Annotated in this window: 14 protein-coding genes; 2 read left to right on the forward strand and 12 right to left on the reverse strand. The window is 75.9% G+C overall.

The genetic code is table 11. From position 1 onward, the window contains the following. Window positions 1-2: 2 nt before the first annotated feature. The 7 genes from C8D89_RS21290 to C8D89_RS21320 are packed head-to-tail and all read right to left on the reverse strand — an operon-like array spanning window position 3 to window position 6683. Window positions 3-1493, reverse strand: coding sequence for a complex I subunit 4 family protein (locus C8D89_RS21290; protein ID WP_116710138.1), 1491 nt, complete (start codon window positions 1491-1493; stop codon window positions 3-5). 3 nt (window positions 1494-1496) lie between these two features. Further along, window positions 1497-3386, reverse strand: coding sequence for a proton-conducting transporter transmembrane domain-containing protein (locus C8D89_RS21295; RefSeq protein ID WP_243418282.1), 1890 nt, complete (start codon window positions 3384-3386; stop codon window positions 1497-1499). Between the two features lie 30 nt (window positions 3387-3416). Further along, entirely contained in the window at window positions 3417-3719 is a 303-nt protein-coding gene (locus C8D89_RS21300) for an NADH-quinone oxidoreductase subunit NuoK (protein ID WP_116710140.1), read from the reverse strand. After that, a complete protein-coding gene (locus C8D89_RS21305; protein ID WP_341477331.1) occupies window positions 3716-4285 on the reverse strand; it encodes an NADH-quinone oxidoreductase subunit J in 570 nt (189 codons plus the stop codon). Before C8D89_RS21305 ends, C8D89_RS21300 begins: the two co-directional genes overlap by 4 nt. Window positions 4286-4301: 16 nt before the next feature. Continuing rightward, entirely contained in the window at window positions 4302-5231 is a 930-nt protein-coding gene (locus C8D89_RS21310; RefSeq protein WP_116710141.1) for an NADH-quinone oxidoreductase subunit H, read from the reverse strand. Continuing rightward, window positions 5224-6342 (reverse strand): hypothetical protein, encoded by a 1119-nt coding sequence (locus C8D89_RS21315; protein WP_116710142.1) that lies wholly within the window; start codon window positions 6340-6342, stop codon window positions 5224-5226. Before C8D89_RS21315 ends, C8D89_RS21310 begins: the two co-directional genes overlap by 8 nt. Beyond that, complete coding sequence (locus tag C8D89_RS21320) at window positions 6333-6683, reverse strand: NADH-quinone oxidoreductase subunit A (RefSeq protein ID WP_116710143.1); 351 nt, start codon at window positions 6681-6683, stop codon at window positions 6333-6335. Before C8D89_RS21320 ends, C8D89_RS21315 begins: the two co-directional genes overlap by 10 nt. A gap of 283 nt (window positions 6684-6966) precedes the next feature. On the opposite strand from C8D89_RS21320, the gene C8D89_RS21325 reads away from it, so the two are divergent. Then, window positions 6967-7779: a DUF3048 domain-containing protein gene (locus C8D89_RS21325; RefSeq protein ID WP_116710144.1), complete on the forward strand. Its 813-nt coding sequence runs from the start codon at window positions 6967-6969 to the stop codon at window positions 7777-7779. 108 nt (window positions 7780-7887) lie between these two features. Then, the gene (locus tag C8D89_RS21330) at window positions 7888-8139 is read left to right on the forward strand and encodes a hypothetical protein (RefSeq protein ID WP_116710145.1); all 252 of its coding nucleotides are present in this window, start codon (window positions 7888-7890) and stop codon (window positions 8137-8139) included. A 21-nt stretch (window positions 8140-8160) separates the two neighbouring features. Here C8D89_RS21330 and C8D89_RS29865 read toward each other — a convergent pair whose 3' ends face one another. From C8D89_RS29865 to C8D89_RS21355, 5 genes are all read right to left on the reverse strand, one after another. Next, window positions 8161-10833: an MFS transporter gene (locus C8D89_RS29865; RefSeq protein ID WP_207787347.1), complete on the reverse strand. Its 2673-nt coding sequence runs from the start codon at window positions 10831-10833 to the stop codon at window positions 8161-8163. A 188-nt stretch (window positions 10834-11021) separates the two neighbouring features. After that, window positions 11022-11663, reverse strand: coding sequence for a hypothetical protein (locus C8D89_RS21340; protein WP_116710146.1), 642 nt, complete (start codon window positions 11661-11663; stop codon window positions 11022-11024). Between the two features lie 143 nt (window positions 11664-11806). Then, complete coding sequence (locus C8D89_RS21345; RefSeq protein WP_133252008.1) at window positions 11807-12700, reverse strand: alpha/beta fold hydrolase; 894 nt, start codon at window positions 12698-12700, stop codon at window positions 11807-11809. A gap of 10 nt (window positions 12701-12710) precedes the next feature. Beyond that, window positions 12711-13802 carry a class I SAM-dependent methyltransferase gene (locus C8D89_RS21350; RefSeq protein WP_116710148.1) on the reverse strand — a complete coding sequence of 364 codons (1092 nt, stop codon included), beginning with the start codon at window positions 13800-13802 and terminating at the stop codon, window positions 12711-12713. After that, window positions 13799-16705: an ATP-binding protein gene (locus C8D89_RS21355; protein WP_116710149.1), complete on the reverse strand. Its 2907-nt coding sequence runs from the start codon at window positions 16703-16705 to the stop codon at window positions 13799-13801. The genes C8D89_RS21350 and C8D89_RS21355 overlap by 4 nt, the downstream gene beginning before the upstream one ends. Window positions 16706-16734 lie beyond the last annotated feature (29 nt).

Below are 16734 nucleotides of genomic sequence, written 5' to 3' on the forward strand. Positions count from 1 at the left end.
GGTCAGCGCCCGACCATGCTGGTGACGGCCTGCGCGGCGGGCTCGATGACGTCGAGCAGGGGCCGCGGGAGCACCCCGAACAGCAGCGCGAGGCCGAGCAGGGGCGCCACCGACCACACCTCGACGCGCCGCAGGTCGCCGAAGCCCTCCGTGGTGGCCTCGGCCGGCCCGGTGAACACCGACTGCAGCGCCCGCAGGAACAGTGCCGCGGTGACGAGGATGCCGGGCAGCGCGAGCGCGGCGGCCGGCACGGCGGCGATCGTGCCCACGAACACCTGGAACTCGGCGACGAAGCCGACGAACCCGGGCAGGCCGAGCGAGGCGAACGCCGCGACGGCGAACAGGGTCGCGAACCGGGGCGCGGGCCGGGCGAGGCCGCCGAACGAGGCCATGTCGTAGGTGCCGGCGCGGTCGCGCAGCACCCCGACCAGCAGGAAGAGCGCCCCGGTGATGAGCCCGTGGGCGACCATCTGGGTCACCGCGCCGGTGACCGCCACCTGCCGGGTCGCGGCGTCGGCACCCGCGACGAGGCCGGCGGCGCCGACCCCGAGCACCACGTAGCCCATGTGGTTCACCGAGGTGTAGGCGATCATCCGCTTGAGGTCGGTCTGGCCGAGGGCCACGAAGGCGCCGTACAGCACCGACACGACGCCCACGACGACGATCACCCAGGCCCACGCGCGCCACGCCGCGGGCAGCATCGGCATCGCGATGCGGACGAACCCGTAGGTGCCCATCTTCAGCAGCACGCCGGCGAGGACCGCCGAACCCACGGCCGGGGCGTCCGTGTGGGCCGGCGGCAGCCACGTGTGGAACGGCACCGTCGGGGTCTTCACCGCCAGCCCGACGAGCACGGCGGCGAGGACCAGGCCCCCGCCCACGGGCGCGCCGGTCAGCGGCGGCGCCGCGGCCAGCGCGACCATGTCGAACGTGTGCGGGCTCGCGGCGACGTAGAGCCCGATGAACCCCGCGAGCAGCGCCAGCGACCCCAGGAACGTGTAGAGGAAGAACTTCAGCGCCGATCGGGCCGGGTCGCCGTGACCCCAGCCGCCGATCACGAAGTACATGGCGACGATCGACAGGTCGAAGAACAGGAAGAACAGGATGAGGTCGGCGGCGACGAACAGCCCCAGGCAGGTGGTCTGGAGGAACAGGAACAGGGCCGCCTGCGCGCGCGGGCGGCGTTCCTCGCGCAGGGCGTAGACGGCGCAGGCCAGGAACACGACCGCGGTGAGGGCGACCAGCGGCAGCGACAGGCCGTCGACGCCGACGTGGTAGCTCGAGTTCACCCCGGGGATCCAGGGCACCTGCTCGCTCCAGGCGAGGGCGCCCGGCGGCGGGGTGCGGTAGCCCGCCCACACGACGCCGACCAGGGCGAGGTCGACCGCGGCGACCGCGACCCACGCCCACCGGGCCACCGCGTCCGGCAGGCCGCGCGCCGCGGCGAGGACGACCGCGGCGGCCAGCGGGAGGAACACGACGATGCTGAGCACTCCTCACCTCACCAGGACCAGCAGGACGACACAGGCCGCGAGCACCGCCACGGCCCCGAGGTAGTAGTGGTGCAGCTCGCCGGTCTGCAGCCGCCGCACGTATCCGCCCAGCCGACGCACACCGCCGGCGAGCCGCTCGACCGCCGCGTCCACCCCGCCGACGTCGACGCGGGCCGCGCCGCGACCCACGGCGAGGGCGCCTCGGGCGACGCCGGTGACCGCGCGGTCGAGCACCCGGTCGTCGAGGCGGGCCAGCCACTGCGAGAGGGCGAGCGCCGGGCGGACCACCACGGCGTGCGTCGCCGCCTCCAGCCCCAGCCAGCTCGTCGCCCAGCGGGTCGCGGCGCGGGGTGGGGCGGGGTGGAACGGGGCAGGCCGGGCCCGCATCGCCCAGCGGACGAGGCCGAGCACGACGAGGGCCAGGACCGCGGAGCCGCCGAGCTCCCACGGCCCACCGGTCGGGGGCGGCGGTTGCCCCAGGGCGTGGGCCAGCAGCTCGACGACGGGCGGGAGCGCGAGCACGCCCAGGACGGCCGCCCCGGCCGCGAGCACGACCAGCGGCGCCTGCTGCACGCGGTGCACGCGCCGCGTGCCCGCCTCCTCGGTGTCGAGCGGCTCCTCGGCCTCGGCCGACGACCGCCAGACGACGACGAGGATCTTCCCCGCGTACGCCGCCGCCAGGGCGGTCGCGGCGAGCCCGACGACGTAGAGCGCCGCGGAGTGCTCCAGCGCCACCACCAGCACCGCGTCCTTCGTCGCCCACAGCGACAGCGGCGCCACACCGGCCAGCGCGAGCGCGCCGACCGTGGCGGCGACCCCGACGACCGGCCAGCGCCGGGCCACGCCGGACAACGCCGGCAGCGCCTTGGTGCCCAGCGCGCCGAGCCAGGCCCCGGCCGCGAGGAACAGCAACGCCTTCGTCGCGGCGTGGGCCACGAGGTGTGCGGTGCCCCCCGTGAGCGCGGACACCCCGGCGGCGAGCACGACGAAGCCGAGCTGGGCCGACGTCGAGGCGGCGAGCAGCTGCTTGAGGTCGCGCTGGGCGAGGGCGACCGCCCCCAGCAGCAGCGCCGTGAGCGCACCGATCCACGCCGCTGCCGGCGCGGCCCAGCCGCTGGCCTCCAGCAGGGGCCCGACGCGCAGGAGCAGGTAGCCGCCCATCGCGACCATGGCCGCGGAGTGCAGCAGGGCGCTCACGGGGCTGGGGCCCTCCATGGCCCGCGACAGCCAGAACGAGAAGGGCAGCTGCGCGGCCTTGCCGAGCGCGGCCACGAGCACGCCGGCGGCGGCGACGTGCAGCCAGGCGCCGCTCGCCGCGGGGAGGCGGTCCAGCGCCATGCCGCTCGCGCCGGCGACGGCGGCGGCCGCGGCGGCGTAGAGACCGAGGTCGGCCGCGCGGGTGGTGAGGAAGGCCGTCGCTCCCCCCGCGACCCGCTGCCGGTCCCGCCAGGAGAAGCCGATGAGCGCGTAGGAGGTCGCGCCCATGACCTCCCACCCGAGCAGGAGCGCCGGCAGCGTCGTCGCGCTCGCCGTCACGACGACCGCGGCGAGGAACAGCAGCATGAGCCCGTGGAAGCGCGCCCGCTCCGAGGCGATCGCGCCGGTGGAGAACACCAGCACCAGCAGGGTCACCCCGACGACCAGGCAGACCGTGATCGCCGACAGCGTGTCCACGGCCAGCCCGAACGGCGCGCCGGCCACGAACGGCGCGGACACCGCCGGCCGCAGGATCGCCACATCGACGGCGAGCACCGCCCCGATGGCCGTGGTCGCCACCGCCACCGGCGCCGCCCCCCGCTCGGCACCCCGGCCGCCGAGGCACAGCAGCGCCCCGACGGCCGCCGGCAGGGTCACCAGCAGCCACAGCGCCGTCGTCCCGGTCACGTCCCTCACCGCGTCGATCATCGCGACATCACCTCGACATCACCGGGAGAGGTCCGTGGCCATGTCGGTCATGTCGGCGCTGCGGGAGCGGTGCAGCAGCGTCGCGACGGCGAACCCCATGGCCATCTCGACCGTCATCGCGGCGACCACGACCAGGATCAGCACCTGGCCCGTGGGGTCCGGGGCGAGGAACCACCACATCGCCGCGGCGGCGAGGACGACCCCGTTGAGCATCAGCTCCAGGCCCATCATCACCATGACGACGACCTGCTGGGAGAGGGCACCGTAGAGCCCGACGCCGAACAGCGCCGCGGCCACGACGAGCAGGGCCTGCAGGGTCATCGGCCGACACCCCCGGGCTGCGGGTCGTCGGCCCGACCGCGATCCAGGTCGTCGCCGAGGCGGTCGTAACGGCCGCGGGGAGCGGCGATCGCGATCCCGGCGACGATCGTCGCGACCATGACCGGGCTGACGGCCATCATCACGAGCATCTTCGAGCCCATGAGCGCCTCGCCGAGCGCGGCGGTGCCGTCGGGCGCGGGCACGCCTCGCCGGACCGGCCACGGCACGAGCAGCGCGCCCCCGCCGAGCAGCACGAAGCCGGCGACCGCGGCCACCACCGCCTTGCGGTTGTCGTGGACCATGCTCATCGGCATGAGCGCGGGGTTCATCCCCATGAACATGATCATGTAGACGGCCATGACGGCCATCTCCATGACCATCATGAGCACCACGACCATCCCGACGTAGTCGAGGTCCACCAGCAGCAGCGCGAGCCCGACCGCGACGAACGACACCGCCAGCGCATAGGTCGCCCGCGCCATCGAGTCGAAGCGGAACACCCAGGCGCCCGCCACCACCGCGATCACCGCGAGCACCCAGAACACGACGTCCGCGAGCACGGTCACCGCTCCCCTCCTCTCCTCACAGGACCACCACCAGGGCGACCACGAGCACCTGCAACAGCACCGCGGGCAGCAGCACCATCCAGCCCAGCTCCAGGAACCGGTCCGGGCGCAGCGCCGGCAGCCGACGCCCCACCGCGACGAGCGCCACCACGAGCACGAGCGCCTTCACCAGCACCCACAGCCAGCCCGGCAGCAGGGGCCCGGCCCCGCCACCCAGGAACAGCGGCACGGCGAACACCGCGCCGGCGGCGAGCAGCGCGTACCGGCCGGCGAGCAGCAGCAGCCGGTCCGGCCCCGACACCTCGGCGAGCACCCCGCCGGCGATGTCGCCGCCCGTCGGGGGCGCCAGCGGCCCCCACACCGCGAACCCGAGCACGCCGAGGCAGTAGACGGCGAAGGCCACCGGCATCCAGACCGCGAACCACAGGCCCTGCTGGGCCGCCGCGACGTCGGCCACCCGCAGGCTCCCCGCCGCCAGCGCCGGCGCGGTCAGCGCGAACATCAGGGGCAGCTCGTAGGCCAGCGCCTGCGCGAGGAACCGGTAGGCGCCGACCAGCGAGAACGCCGCGTTCGGCCCCCACCCGGCCAGCCAGACGAACGCCCAGACCGTCACGTCGACGGCGTTGAACCAGACCACGCCCACGGGCAGGTCGGCCGGCACCCACGAGCCCCAGGGCACGACGGCGACCATGAGCAGCGCGGCCACCAGCAGCCCGCCGCGCCCGACGCGCCACAACGGGGCGTCGGCGGCGGGCGTCACGCGCCGAGGCTGCCGCAGCAGCCGGGCGGTCTCGGCCAGGGGCGCGATCGCCCCCGTCCGGACGTCCACCCCGTCGCGCCGCGCCACCATGACCGCGTCGGCGCTCGCGGCCACGACCGCGACCAGCCCCAGCAGCAGCGCCGCCGGGACGGCCCACGCCGCGCCGACCGTCACGACCTCAGGCATCGGCCCGCTCCTGTCGTGACGCCCCGAGCGTGTCGGGGTCGTGGCTCGCGACCACCAGCCGCACGGCGGCGAGCTCGAGGCCGTGCACCAGCGTCGGGAGCGCCTCGACCACCGCCGACCGGTCGCCCGCCGCGTCGCTCCGCCCGGCGAGTCCGTCGCGGGCCCGCTCGAGCATCGCGACCAGCCGGTCGTGCACGTCGCCGACCGCGTCGTCGGGCAGGCCGTGCGCCCGCGCCTGCGCCGGATCGAGACGGCCGAGGTCGCGCAGCGACCACCGCAGCACGCGGGACCGGGCGACCCGGGCGGCCAGCCGGTCGAGGTCCCGGCGGGCCTGGTCGTGGTGCCCGTCGAGGACGAGGTCGCGGACCCGGCGCACGCCCGCCGCCGCGTCGCCCCAGCCGGCGAGGTCGAGCGCGCGGGCGGCACCGTCGCAGGTCACCGCCGCGGTGGCGGACGGGGACGCGGCGGCGCCTCCGGCGAGCACGTCGACGTCCGCCTCGACGACCACGTCGCCCTGCAGCACGCAGCGCAGCACCAGGCCCGCCGGCCAGTGCTCGAGCACGGGCCCCAGCGGCACGTTCAGCACGTCCATCTCGAGCCCGTCGCGGTCCGGGCCGCTGCCGGCCAGCGGGATCCCCTCGGGCGCCATCTCCGAGTCGCCGTCGTCCTCGTCGTCCCCGCCGTCTTCGCCGCCGTCTTCGCCGCCGTCGTCGCCGCCGTCGTCCCCGCCGTCGCCACCCTGGTCGGCCCGGTCGGCCCGGTCGGCGCGGGTGCGGTCGCGGGCGTCGTCGCGCTGGGCGCGCTCGTCGGCCAGCCGGGCCGCCGCCTCGTCCAGGGCCGTCGCGACCTCCTCGGGCGCGGTCGCGGCCACCCGGGCGCGGGGGCCGGGCAGCTGGTCGGTCACGCGGTCGACGACCTCGCCGAGATCGGCGCCGGGACTCCCGCACACGACGAGGACGTCGGCGCCGGCCGGCGACGACGCCGGCCGCCACCCCCGGCGGGCCATCGCGCGCTCGGTCTCCACCCGGGTACGCCACCAGCCCGGCACCTCGACGAGCAGGGCGTGGGGACGGCGCAGCGCCAGGTGGACGAGCCGCTGCCTCAGGTCCATCGCAACGCCCCCTCGCGCCAGGCCCACACCACCGCGACGAACAGGACACCGAGGAACAGGAACATCTCGACGACGGCGGAGAGCCCGACCCGGGCGACCACGACCGCCCAGGGGTACATGAACAGCATCTCCACGTCGAAGGCGAGGAACAGCAGCGTCGCGGGATACCAGCGGGCGTGGAACCGGGACAGCGCGTGCTCCGACGGCGGCCAGCCGGAGAGGAAGGGCGGCGACCGCAGGGGCTGCGCGGTGACCGTGACCAGCCGGTGCACCGCCCACACGCTCCCGATCACCGCGAGGGCCACCAGCAGCAGCGACAACACTCCCAGGTACGGCGTCACGCCCGACTCCTTCCGATCGCCCGCGGACGCGGCGTCGAGTGCGTCGGGGCGGCGTGCGCGTCGTCCCCTCCGTCGAACGGGGGGCGCGCGGCTGATGGGGTCAACCCGGGGCTGCCGGCGCAGTACCCGTGCGGGGTTGGGGACATTCCTCCTGGGGATCGTGAGCTGGTCCGGGTCCTCCGGATCCGCGTCCACGTCCGAGGGACCCTCGTGCCCGACATGGGACCCGGCGTCGCCGCCTCCCGGACGTCCCCGCTGACGGGCCTGTCGGGCGGGGTGCCCGGTGTACGCCGTCAAGATCGACAACACCGCACGGGGTCGACCTTGGGACGGTGTCGAGTTCGCCGACGTGGTCCACGTCGAGCCCGTGGAGGGCGGGCTCACCCGGCTGCTGGCGGTCTTCTCCTCCCGGCTCCCGGCCTCGGTCGGCCCGGTGCGCAGCGCCCGCGAGACCGACGTCGGCATCCTCGGCGCCTACGGGCTGCCCGCCCTGGTGTACTCCGGCGCCGCCCCGGAGCTCGTCCCCGTCGTGACCTCGGCGTCGCTGATCTCGACCGTGCCCCACGACGCCCCGGGCGCGTTCCGGCGCAGCACCGGGCGCCCCGTGCCCGAGAACCTCTACGTCGACCTGACGGCGGTGCGGGACGCGGTGCCCGTGCCCGAGCCCGCCCGCGACGTCGGCTTCCGCTTCGGTCCCCCGCCCGCGGGCGGCGAGGCGACGTCCGCGCGCACCGTGGGCTTCCCCGCCGCGCGGGTCGGCCTGACCTGGTCCCCCGACGACGCGGCCTGGACGATCGCCATGGACGGTGTCACGGCCGTCTACGGCCCCGACCGCCTCCCGGTCCGCGCCGAGACGGTCGTCGTCCAGCGGGTGTCCCTGCGGGACTCGTCGGTGCGCGACGCCGCCGGTGCCGTCTCCCCCGTCGCCGTGACCGTCGGCGAGGGCGACGCGGAGGTCCTGCGCGACGGACGCTCCCACCCCGCGCGGTGGTCCCGCAGGAGCGCCACCGACCCGACCCGCCTGACCTCCCCCGGCGGCGACGAGCTCCCCCTCGCCGCAGGCCGCGTGTGGGTCGTCCTCGCGCCCGGGGACTGAGCACGGTGCCGCTCCGGACCCGCAGAGCGCGTGTGCGGGCGGCACAGCGGGCATCCCCCTCGTCGTGGACGGGGCAGGGACCGGACGGGACGACCCGGCAGGCCGGCGATGAAGGCGTGCGTCGTGCTGGGCCACGACTATCGCTTCACGGCGCAGGACGAGGTCATGGTCTGGTCCTGCGCCCGCGAGTGCGGCGCCGGAGGCTCGAAGCGGTACGCCACGGCCGCCGACGCCCGGCGGTACGCCGAGGCGTTCGACCGCAAGGACACCGAGGACCTCGGCCGCGGCGCTCCCCTGCTCGGCATGTGGCCGCTGCGGGTGTGGCGCGCCCTGACGCGGTCCGACCGCTCCGGTTCCTGACCGGAGCGGTCGGGTCGCCTTTCAGCGATCCCCGTCGTGCCCGTCACGGCTCGGCTCCACCGGGGCGTACGTCCGCGGCGACAGCCGCCGGACCCGGCCCTCCTCGACCGCCTCGTCGAGGGCCGCACCGAAACGCCCGGGTCCCCAGTACCGCGCGCCGACCAGCCCCGCGAGCTCGTGCCGCTGGGTCGGTCCGTGCTCGGCCACGGCACGCTCGAGGGTCGCGATCTCCCGGTCCAGGGCCTCCTCGGACGAGGGGTCGACCGGGCTGACGCCGAGCCCGCCCAGCGATGGTCCCAGCGACCGACCGGGCCCCGGCCGCAACCGGCGCGGCCACTGGCGCTCCCGTTCGAAGCGACGAGCCAGGCGCTGCTCGATCCGCTCCTCGAGCTCGCGGGTCCGGCGCTCCCTCTCGCTGCGCTCGGCCTGACGCTCCCCCGCCTGTTCGGACGCCTCGCGGTGCTCGCGCCGGTCCTGGGCCGTGGCGCGGTGCTCGGCGGCCTGCAGGTGCTGTTCCGCGGCGAGCGCGCGCTCCTCCAGCCGGGAGACGCGGCCATCGTGCTCGTCCGGCGTGCCGCGTCCCTCGGCGACGTCGGTCTCGACCCTCGCCCGCTCGTCGTGCACCTCCGCCCAGGCGGTGTGCATCTCGCTGCGGGCCCGGGCGGGCTCCTCGCGGGCGTCCCGGTCCTCGGCCTCCTCCTCGGCCTCCTCCTCGGCCTCCTCCTCGGACCCCTCCTCGGACCCCTCGCCGCCGGTGGCGACCCCGTGGGTGACGTCCGCGAGGGCCTGCTCGGCCCGCGCCCGTTGCTCCGCGGCCCGCGCGCGTTCCAGCGCGGCCCGGGACCGGGCCAGGTGGGCGTCGGCGTCCTCCTCGGAGTCGGCCCCGAGCGAGGCCGCGTGCTCGGCGAGGGCGTCGGCGCGTTCGTCGGCCGCCTGCGCGCGGCGGGTCGCCGCGCCCGCCTCGTGGGCCTCGGCGTCGTCGGCGACACCGAGCTCCTCCTGGGCCCGGGCCCGCTCGTCGAACTCCTGCGCGTTCAGCTCGGCGATCTCGGCCAACGTCTCCTCGGTCACGCCACGGTCGCCGTCGGCGCGGGCGTCCGTGCGCGACCCGAGCTCGTGGACCGCGGCCCGGTGCTCCGCGGCGCGTGCCCGCGCCGTCGCGGCTTCCTCACGCGCACGCTCGGCCTCCCGGCGGTGCCGATCCCCGCGGCTCTCCTCCTCGTCGGAGGACCCCCCCGACCCGCTCGCGGCTTCCTGCGCCGTCAGCGGCGCGGCGATCGCCTCGAGATCGGCACGCTCCGCCCGCACCCCGAACGCGAGCTCGGCGAACCCTCCGAGCGCCATCACGCCCGCCCCGATGAGGAAGGCGACGGCCACGAGGTCGGCGTTCTCGCTGCCGATGAGCTGGCCGAACAGCAGAGGACCGGTGATCCCGCCGACGGCGGTCCCGGTGGCGTAGAAGAAGGCGATGGCCAGGGCGCGGGTCTCCATGGGGAAGATCTCGCTGACGGTGAGGTAGGCCGCGCTGGCCCCGGAGGAGGCGAGGAAGAAGACGCCCATCACCATCGCGATGAAGGTCCACTGGTTGAACGCGCCCGTGACGAACCACCACGCCAGGGGAAGGGTGAGACCCGCCGACCCGAGGTAGGTCAGCGTGATCATCGGCCGGCGCCCGACCGAATCGAACAGGCGACCCAGGGTGAGGGGCCCCAGGAAGTTCCCCAGCGCGAACATGACGAAGAAGACCGGCGTGAACGCGGAGGCCACCCCGAAGAACGTGGACATCAACGTGCCGAGGTTGAAGGTCACGCCGTTGTAGAGGAACGCCTGGCCGACGAAGAGCGCGAGCCCCAGCACGGCGCGCCGCGGGTAGAGCTTGAACGCGGTCGCGGCGATCGTCCGGAACGGGATGCGGCGCCGCTGCCGGACGGTCAGCGACTTGCCCGGTTCCTCGAGCTCCTCGTCCGTCTCGTCGGCGACCTGGCGTTCGATGCCGTCGACGACGCGCTCGGCCTCGTCCTCGCGCCCATGGATGAACAGCCACCGCGGGCTCTCCGGGACGTGCCGGCGCACGAAGAGGATCACCAGGCCCAGCACGGCGCCCGCGGCGAACGCCAGCCGCCACCCGAGGAAGGTCGAGAAGATCGCCTCGTTGAGGAAGAAGATGGCCAGCCCCGCCCCGCCGGCCGCGCCGAGCCAGTACGTCCCGCTGATCACGAGGTCCACCCGGCCGCGGACCCGCGCCGGGATGAGCTCGTCGATCGCTGAGTGGATGGCGGCGTACTCCCCGCCGATCCCGGCTCCCGTCACGAACCTGGCGATGTAGAAGTACCAGGGCGCGAACGCGAACGCGGTGGCCACCGTGGCCCCGATGTAGATCAGCAGGGTGAGCAGGAAGAGCTTCTTGCGGCCGAACCGGTCGGTGAGCTGGCCGAACACGAGCGCACCCGTGCATGCCCCGACGATGTAGATGGCCGCGGCCAGCCCGATCTGCCCCGGCGTGAGGCCGACGCCGCTGCCCGGCTCGGTCAGCCGGGAGGCGACCGAGCCCACCATCGTGACCTCGAGGCCGTCGAGGGTCCACACCGTGCCCAGGCCCAGCACGACGCGCCAGTGCCACTTCGACCACGGCAACCGGTCCATGCGCGCCGGCACGCGTGTCTCGATCGTCCCCGTCTGGACGTCGCTCGCCATCGGTGCCTCCACAGGGTGGGGGGAAGGAGAGGCGTGAGCGCTGTGCCGTGACGAGACCCGCGGGGTGGATGCTCGCGCGACGTCGTGGTCGCGCCGGCCGCGCTGGAGAGGAGCTACCCCCGCCCGGACGCCGACAGGGTCCGCTCGGACGGTCGGCAGCTGATCGTCAGCTCGTAGCTCTCACCGGCTCAGGCGTCGGAGGGCCTGCGGGCCTGGCGGTCGTCCGCGTGCCGCGGCGACGGGACGGTGGGCCGGCCGCCCCACCCGCTCTCGGGGGAGCCGCTCCGGGTCGCCGTGTCGGACCCGTTCGTCGACCGTGCCTGCGACTCCTCCTGCTGCGCCGCCGCGACGTCGCGGGTGCTGCGCACCGAGAACCGGCCGAAGGCGAGACCGGCCAGCAACGTGACGACCGCACCCAGCCCACTCGCCATGCCGATCTGCTCCACGGCACTGATCCCCTCGCCGGCGAACCCGCCGACGGGAACGCCGGTCGGGGCCCAGGGCCACAGCGCAAAGCCGATCGCGAGCCAGAGACCCGCGGCCGCGGCGAGCGCCGCGGCGACGAGTCCGAGCAGGCGACGCCGGGTCAGCACCAGCACGATGCCGCCGAGCAGGAGCACGACACCGGGAACGATCTGGAGCCAGAGTGCGGCCCACGGCCTCGTCCACGGCCCTTCCGGGCTGAGGGCGTAGCCGAAGTAGGGTCCGATGAGCGGCACGAGGAGCGACCAGAGCCCCAGGACCGTGATCGCGGTGCCCGTCAGCGCTCCTCGGGTCCCGGCGGTCCGGAGCTTCCCGCCACGGGGTGACTCGTCGGTGTGCGTACTCATCGAAGGCCCTCCTCCATCTCGACGGTGCCGAGTGGCGCCGCGGCACGCCGGTGGCGCTGCCCGGATGCGGCGTGCTCCACGGTTGCCCGTCGGCGACCCGGCGTGGAGGTGCGCGGGCTGACGATCCGCTGACGAGTCGTCCGCTACGGCCCGCTTCGGGGACGCCGGTCCACCGTCGGTGCGCCCAGGAACGCGCGGACGGCCGCGGTCACCGCTCCCGGTCGTTCGACGCCGAGGTCGTGGCCCCCGCCCGCGATCTCGACGAGGCTGCCGCGGTCGAGCCGCCGGACCATGGCCGCGGCGGTGTCGGACGAGAGCAGCGGACTCTGCTCCCCTCGGATCACCAGGGTCGGCGCGGCGAGCCGATCGAGGGCACGCCACAGCTGCGCGGAGGTCAGTCCGTCGGTGACGAACCGGGCGAGGCCGACCCCGTCGAAGCGCCACACGAGCCGACCGTCGTCGCGCCGGACGAGGCCGTGCTCCACGTAGTGGCGCAGGTGGCGCGGATCCGCCAGCGGGTTCGCGGCGAGCCACTCGTCGAGGGGCTCCTGCACGGTGGCGTAGGAGGCGTCGGCGAACGCGGCCAGCATCGCCGGCAGCTCGCGGGTGCAGAAGTCCGTGTCGGGGACGTCGGGCGCGAGGTCGACCAGGACCAGGTGGTCGACGAGATCCGGACGCTCCGCGGCGCACACCGAGGCGGCCATGGCTCCCATCGAGTGCCCGACCAGGTGGGCGCGACCGAGTCCGAGGGCGGCGATCACCGCCGCCACGTCGTCGGCCAGCGCGATCGCCGTGTACTCGTCGGCCCAGGGGGTCCGGCCGTGCCCCCGCTGGTCGACCGCCAGGACGTGGAAGGCGTCGCCGAGGCCCTCGGTGAGGGTGTCCCACTCGCGGGCGTGACCCATGATCCCGTGGAGCACGACGACCGCCGGTGCGGCGGCATCGCCGAGCTCGCGGACGTGGAAGGAGAGCCCGTCGACCACCACGATGCGGTCCCGGGCGTCGTCACCGGCCACGACCGTCGTCCCGGTGGGCATCCTCGTCACCTCACTTCCTCGCCGCGAGGACGAGGTTGGCTCCGGTGTCGGCGGCCAGCACCGGGTCGCGGAACCCGGCGTCGGCGAGCAGGCGCAGCCGCACGGCCGGGCCGCCCTGGGTCCCGAGGCCGTAGGCCCCGGGCTGGGCCAGCGAGCCCGGGGTGCACACGGACGTCGAGATCGCGTAGTCGAGGCGTACCGACGGGTTGCCGATGCCGTCGACGAGCCGGTCGAGCGACCAGGGCTCGACGACGACGAGGATGCCGTCGTCGGCGAGGACCTCGCGGGCGCGCCGGAGCGCCGCCGGCGGGTCGCCCATGTCGTGCAGCGCGTCGGAGAAGAGCACGACGTCGAAGGGCCCCGGCCCGATCTCGACGGCGTCGGCGACGACGAAGCCCACGCGGTCGTCCACCCCGGCCTCGATCGCCGCGGCGCGGGCGGTGAGGATCGAGGGCGTGTGGACGTCGAAGCCGGTGACGCTGCACGCGGGCCAGTGGCCGGCGACCTGCAGGCTCGACGGGCCGCGGCCGCAGCCGACGTCGGCCACCCGGGCGCCGCTCTCCAGCCGGTCGACGAGCCCGTCGACGGCGGGGAACCACACCGACGCCATCTCGTGGGTGTAGGCCGTGCGGAAGAAGCGTTCGACGCCCTCGAACATGGAGGCCGGGAGGGTGGCGTAGTCGATGCCGCCGGACCCGCGGAAGGCGGCCGCCAGCTGCTCGAGGGTCAGGTACTGGCCGGTGACGATCTCCGCGGCGCCGGCGAGGTAGGCCGGGGAGTCGGCCACCGAGAGGACCGCGGCGTGCTCGACGGGCAGCTCGTAGGTGCCGGTCGTCGCGTCGTGGGTGACGTAGCCCGAGACGGTCTGGGCGGCGAGCCACTCGGCGACCAGGCGCGGGTGGAGGCCGGTCCGCGCGGCGAGCTCGCCGTCGGTCAAGGGTCCGGCGCCGGTCAGGGCCGCGTAGAGACCGAGTCGGTCGCCGATGACCGTCATCGCGGTGGTCGCGGCGCCGGCGAGGTCGGTGAGGTACCGCTCGACGAAGGCCTCGACGCGGGCCTCGTCCACGACAGGGTCGGTGTGCTGCAGGGTGTCGGTGCTCATGTCCGGGACGGTGCCGCGCGCTCCTTGCTGGGCACCTGCTCGCCACCTGCCGTGGGCTGACCGCCGCTCCGGCGAACGGCGAGCGCGGACACCGCGAGGGCGACGGCCTCGGCGCGCCCGGCGGGTGGAGGGGGGACGGGCCCGTCGGTGCTGGCCGCGATGCGTCGCCGGAGCCTGTCGTCACGTTCCCGGTGGGCCCCGAGGATCGCGGGAGCGAGCGGGTCACGGTCGGCGGCGGCGAGCAGCGCCGCGGCCCGCCCCGGATCGTCGAGCTCGACCAGGAGCTCGGCGGCCAGCCGCAGCGTGGTCCACACCTGCGGCCACATCCCGAGGCGGCGCAGCGATCCGAGGAGCTCCCGCAGCGCCTCGCCGGCCTCGGCGAGGCGGCCCAGCCGCAGCAGGACCGCGGCCCGCCCGACCCCCGCGACCTCGCGGTTGAACGTGTCGCCGCGCTCGTCGTTGCGGTGGTGGGCGAGCTCGAACCAGCCCAGCGCGGCGTCCGGGTCGGTCTCGGCGGCGAGCTCGCCGCGGGTGTACGCGACGAACCCGTCCACCTCGCCGACCTCGGCCAGCAGCCCGGTGTGGGCCTGCAGCCACGCCTCCGCAGTGGTGCGGTCGCCGGTGAACAGGCGGATCAGCGCCGCGTTGCAGATCGCGGTGGCACGGACCCAGTCGGGCGCCCCCGGGTGCGCGAGCAGCTCGTGGACGTCGGACTCCACGGCGGCCGCGTCGCCCGTGTACATCCTGCTCATCGACCGGAACCACCACCCGGCCCAGCGGTCGGGGTGGTCGTGCGGCAGCCGCTGCAGGGCGGACGTCAGGAGCTGCTCGCCACGCGCGGTGTCCCCACGCAGCCACGCCGCCCCGCCCGCGGCGACGGCGCACCGCGCGGCGCCGGCGTCGGCGTCGTCGTCGGCGGCGGCGGCCGGCGCGCCGTCGAGCCGCGCCAGCTGCTCGAGCAGGTCGAGGTGCGGATCGTCGGACACGGCCACGGCCAGCGGCACCGCCAGCCGCCCCGCGACGTCCCACCGCTCCTGCTCGACCGCGCGCGCCAGGGCCTCCGCGAGGTTGGCCCGCTCGCGACGCAGCAGGCTCGCCGCGTCGGGCGAGCGCTCGTCCTGGCGCGCGCGGACGGTGTCGACGTGCGCCTGCATCCACTGCGTGTGCGCCTCGACCGCGCCCTCGCGCCGGGTGGGGTCCAGGTGCCCCAGACCGGCCCGGCGCATCGTCTCGAGCACCCGGAACCGCGGGGGGTCGGCGGTGTGGTCGGCCACCACCATCGACGCCTCGACGAGCTCGGCGAGCGCGCCCTCGGCGTTGCCGTGCGGGGCGAGGAAGGTCAGCGCGTCGGGCCCGAAGCCCCCGCGGCAGACGACCACCCGGTCGAACAGCGCCCGGGCGTCGGGCCCGAGCAGCCGGTAGGACCACTCCACGGTGGCGCCGAGGGCGGTCGACCGGTCCCCGCCGGCGGTGGGCTCCAGGACCGCCAGCCCGCCGGCCAGCCGCTCCCGCAGGCCGGTCACGCCGAACACCGCCTCGCGCCCGGCCGCGAGCTCGACCCCGAGCGGTAGGCCGTCGACCAGGGCGCACACGGCCTCGACCGTCGGCGCGGCGGCGTCGAAGTCGCCGCGCAGCCGGGTCGCCCGGTCGACGAACAGCTCCACCTGCTCGGGCGGGGCGAGGGGCGCGAGCCGCAGGACCCGCTCGCCGGGCACGCCGAGGCGCTGCCGCGACGTCGCCACCAGCCGCACCTGCGGGCACGACGCCAGCAGGAGGACCGCCAGCCGGCCGGCCGCCGCTCGGACGTGCTCGCAGTTGTCCAGGCCGAGCACGAGCGGCTGCGCCCCGATCACCTCGGCGACCGCGGCGGCGGCCCCTGCGGGCGCCGCCTGCAGCCCGAGCCCGGCCGCGACGGCCGTGGCGACGTCCCCGGAGGCGAGCACCTCGCCCAGGGCGACCAGGACCGTCGCCTCGGCGTCCGGTCGCCGGTCGAGGAACTCGCGCAGGAGCCGGGTCTTGCCGATCCCGCCCGGGCCGGTGATCGTCACCAGCCCGGGGGACGCGACCGCCTCCGCCAGCCGCTCGAGCTCCGTGGCCCGGCCGACGAACCGGTCGGGCGGCGCGTGCCGGCGCCGGACCACCGGCGCGGCCGGCAACCGGCCGCGGGGGGCACCGCCGTCCTCGGTGCGCAGACGCTGGGCCAGCTCCGTCATCTCCGGGCCGGGATCCAGGCCGGACGCGTCGGCCAGGGCACGGCGGTAGGCGTCGGCGACCGCCAGGGCATCGGCGGTCCGCCCGTCGCGGTGCAGCCCGCGCATGAGCAGCAGCTGCATCCGCTCCCGCAGCGGGTGCGTGCGGGCCGCGTGCTCGAGCTCGGGGAGCACGTCGACGACGGGCTCGAGCGACAGGCGCAGCTCCAGCCAGTCGGCGAGCAGGTGGGCGCGCCACTCCACCAGGCGCGCCACGTCGGGGGCGAACGCGAGACGGTCGGCCACGTCGCCCAACGGCTCTCCCCGCCACAGGCCGAGCGCCTCGGCGAGCAGCGAGGCCGCGGCGGCCGGCGGGCTCTCGCGCGCCCGGCGCGCCCACCGGCTCGCGAGGCCGACGTCGACGTCCTCCGGTGCGACCCGCAGCCGGTAGCCGCCGGCCTCGAGGACCACGCGGTCGCGTCCGACGAGCCTGCGGATGCGGGAGACGTAGGTCTGCAGGTTCGAGCCCGCGCCCTGCGGCGGGCCCTCGGGCCAGAGCAGGTCGACCAGCTCGCCCACCGGAACCGTCCGGCCCGGCGACAGGGCGAGCCGCGCCACCACCGCCCGCAGCGTCGCCCCGGGCACCGGCACGACCCGGCCGTCGACCCGGATCTCCACCGGTCCGAGCAGCGCGACGCGAAGGTCCTCGGCCACGTCTCATTGTGGGCGCGCGGAGGTCTCGT

The organism is Actinomycetospora cinnamomea, assembly GCF_003096675.1.
GTDB lineage: Bacteria > Actinomycetota > Actinomycetes > Mycobacteriales > Pseudonocardiaceae > Actinomycetospora > Actinomycetospora cinnamomea.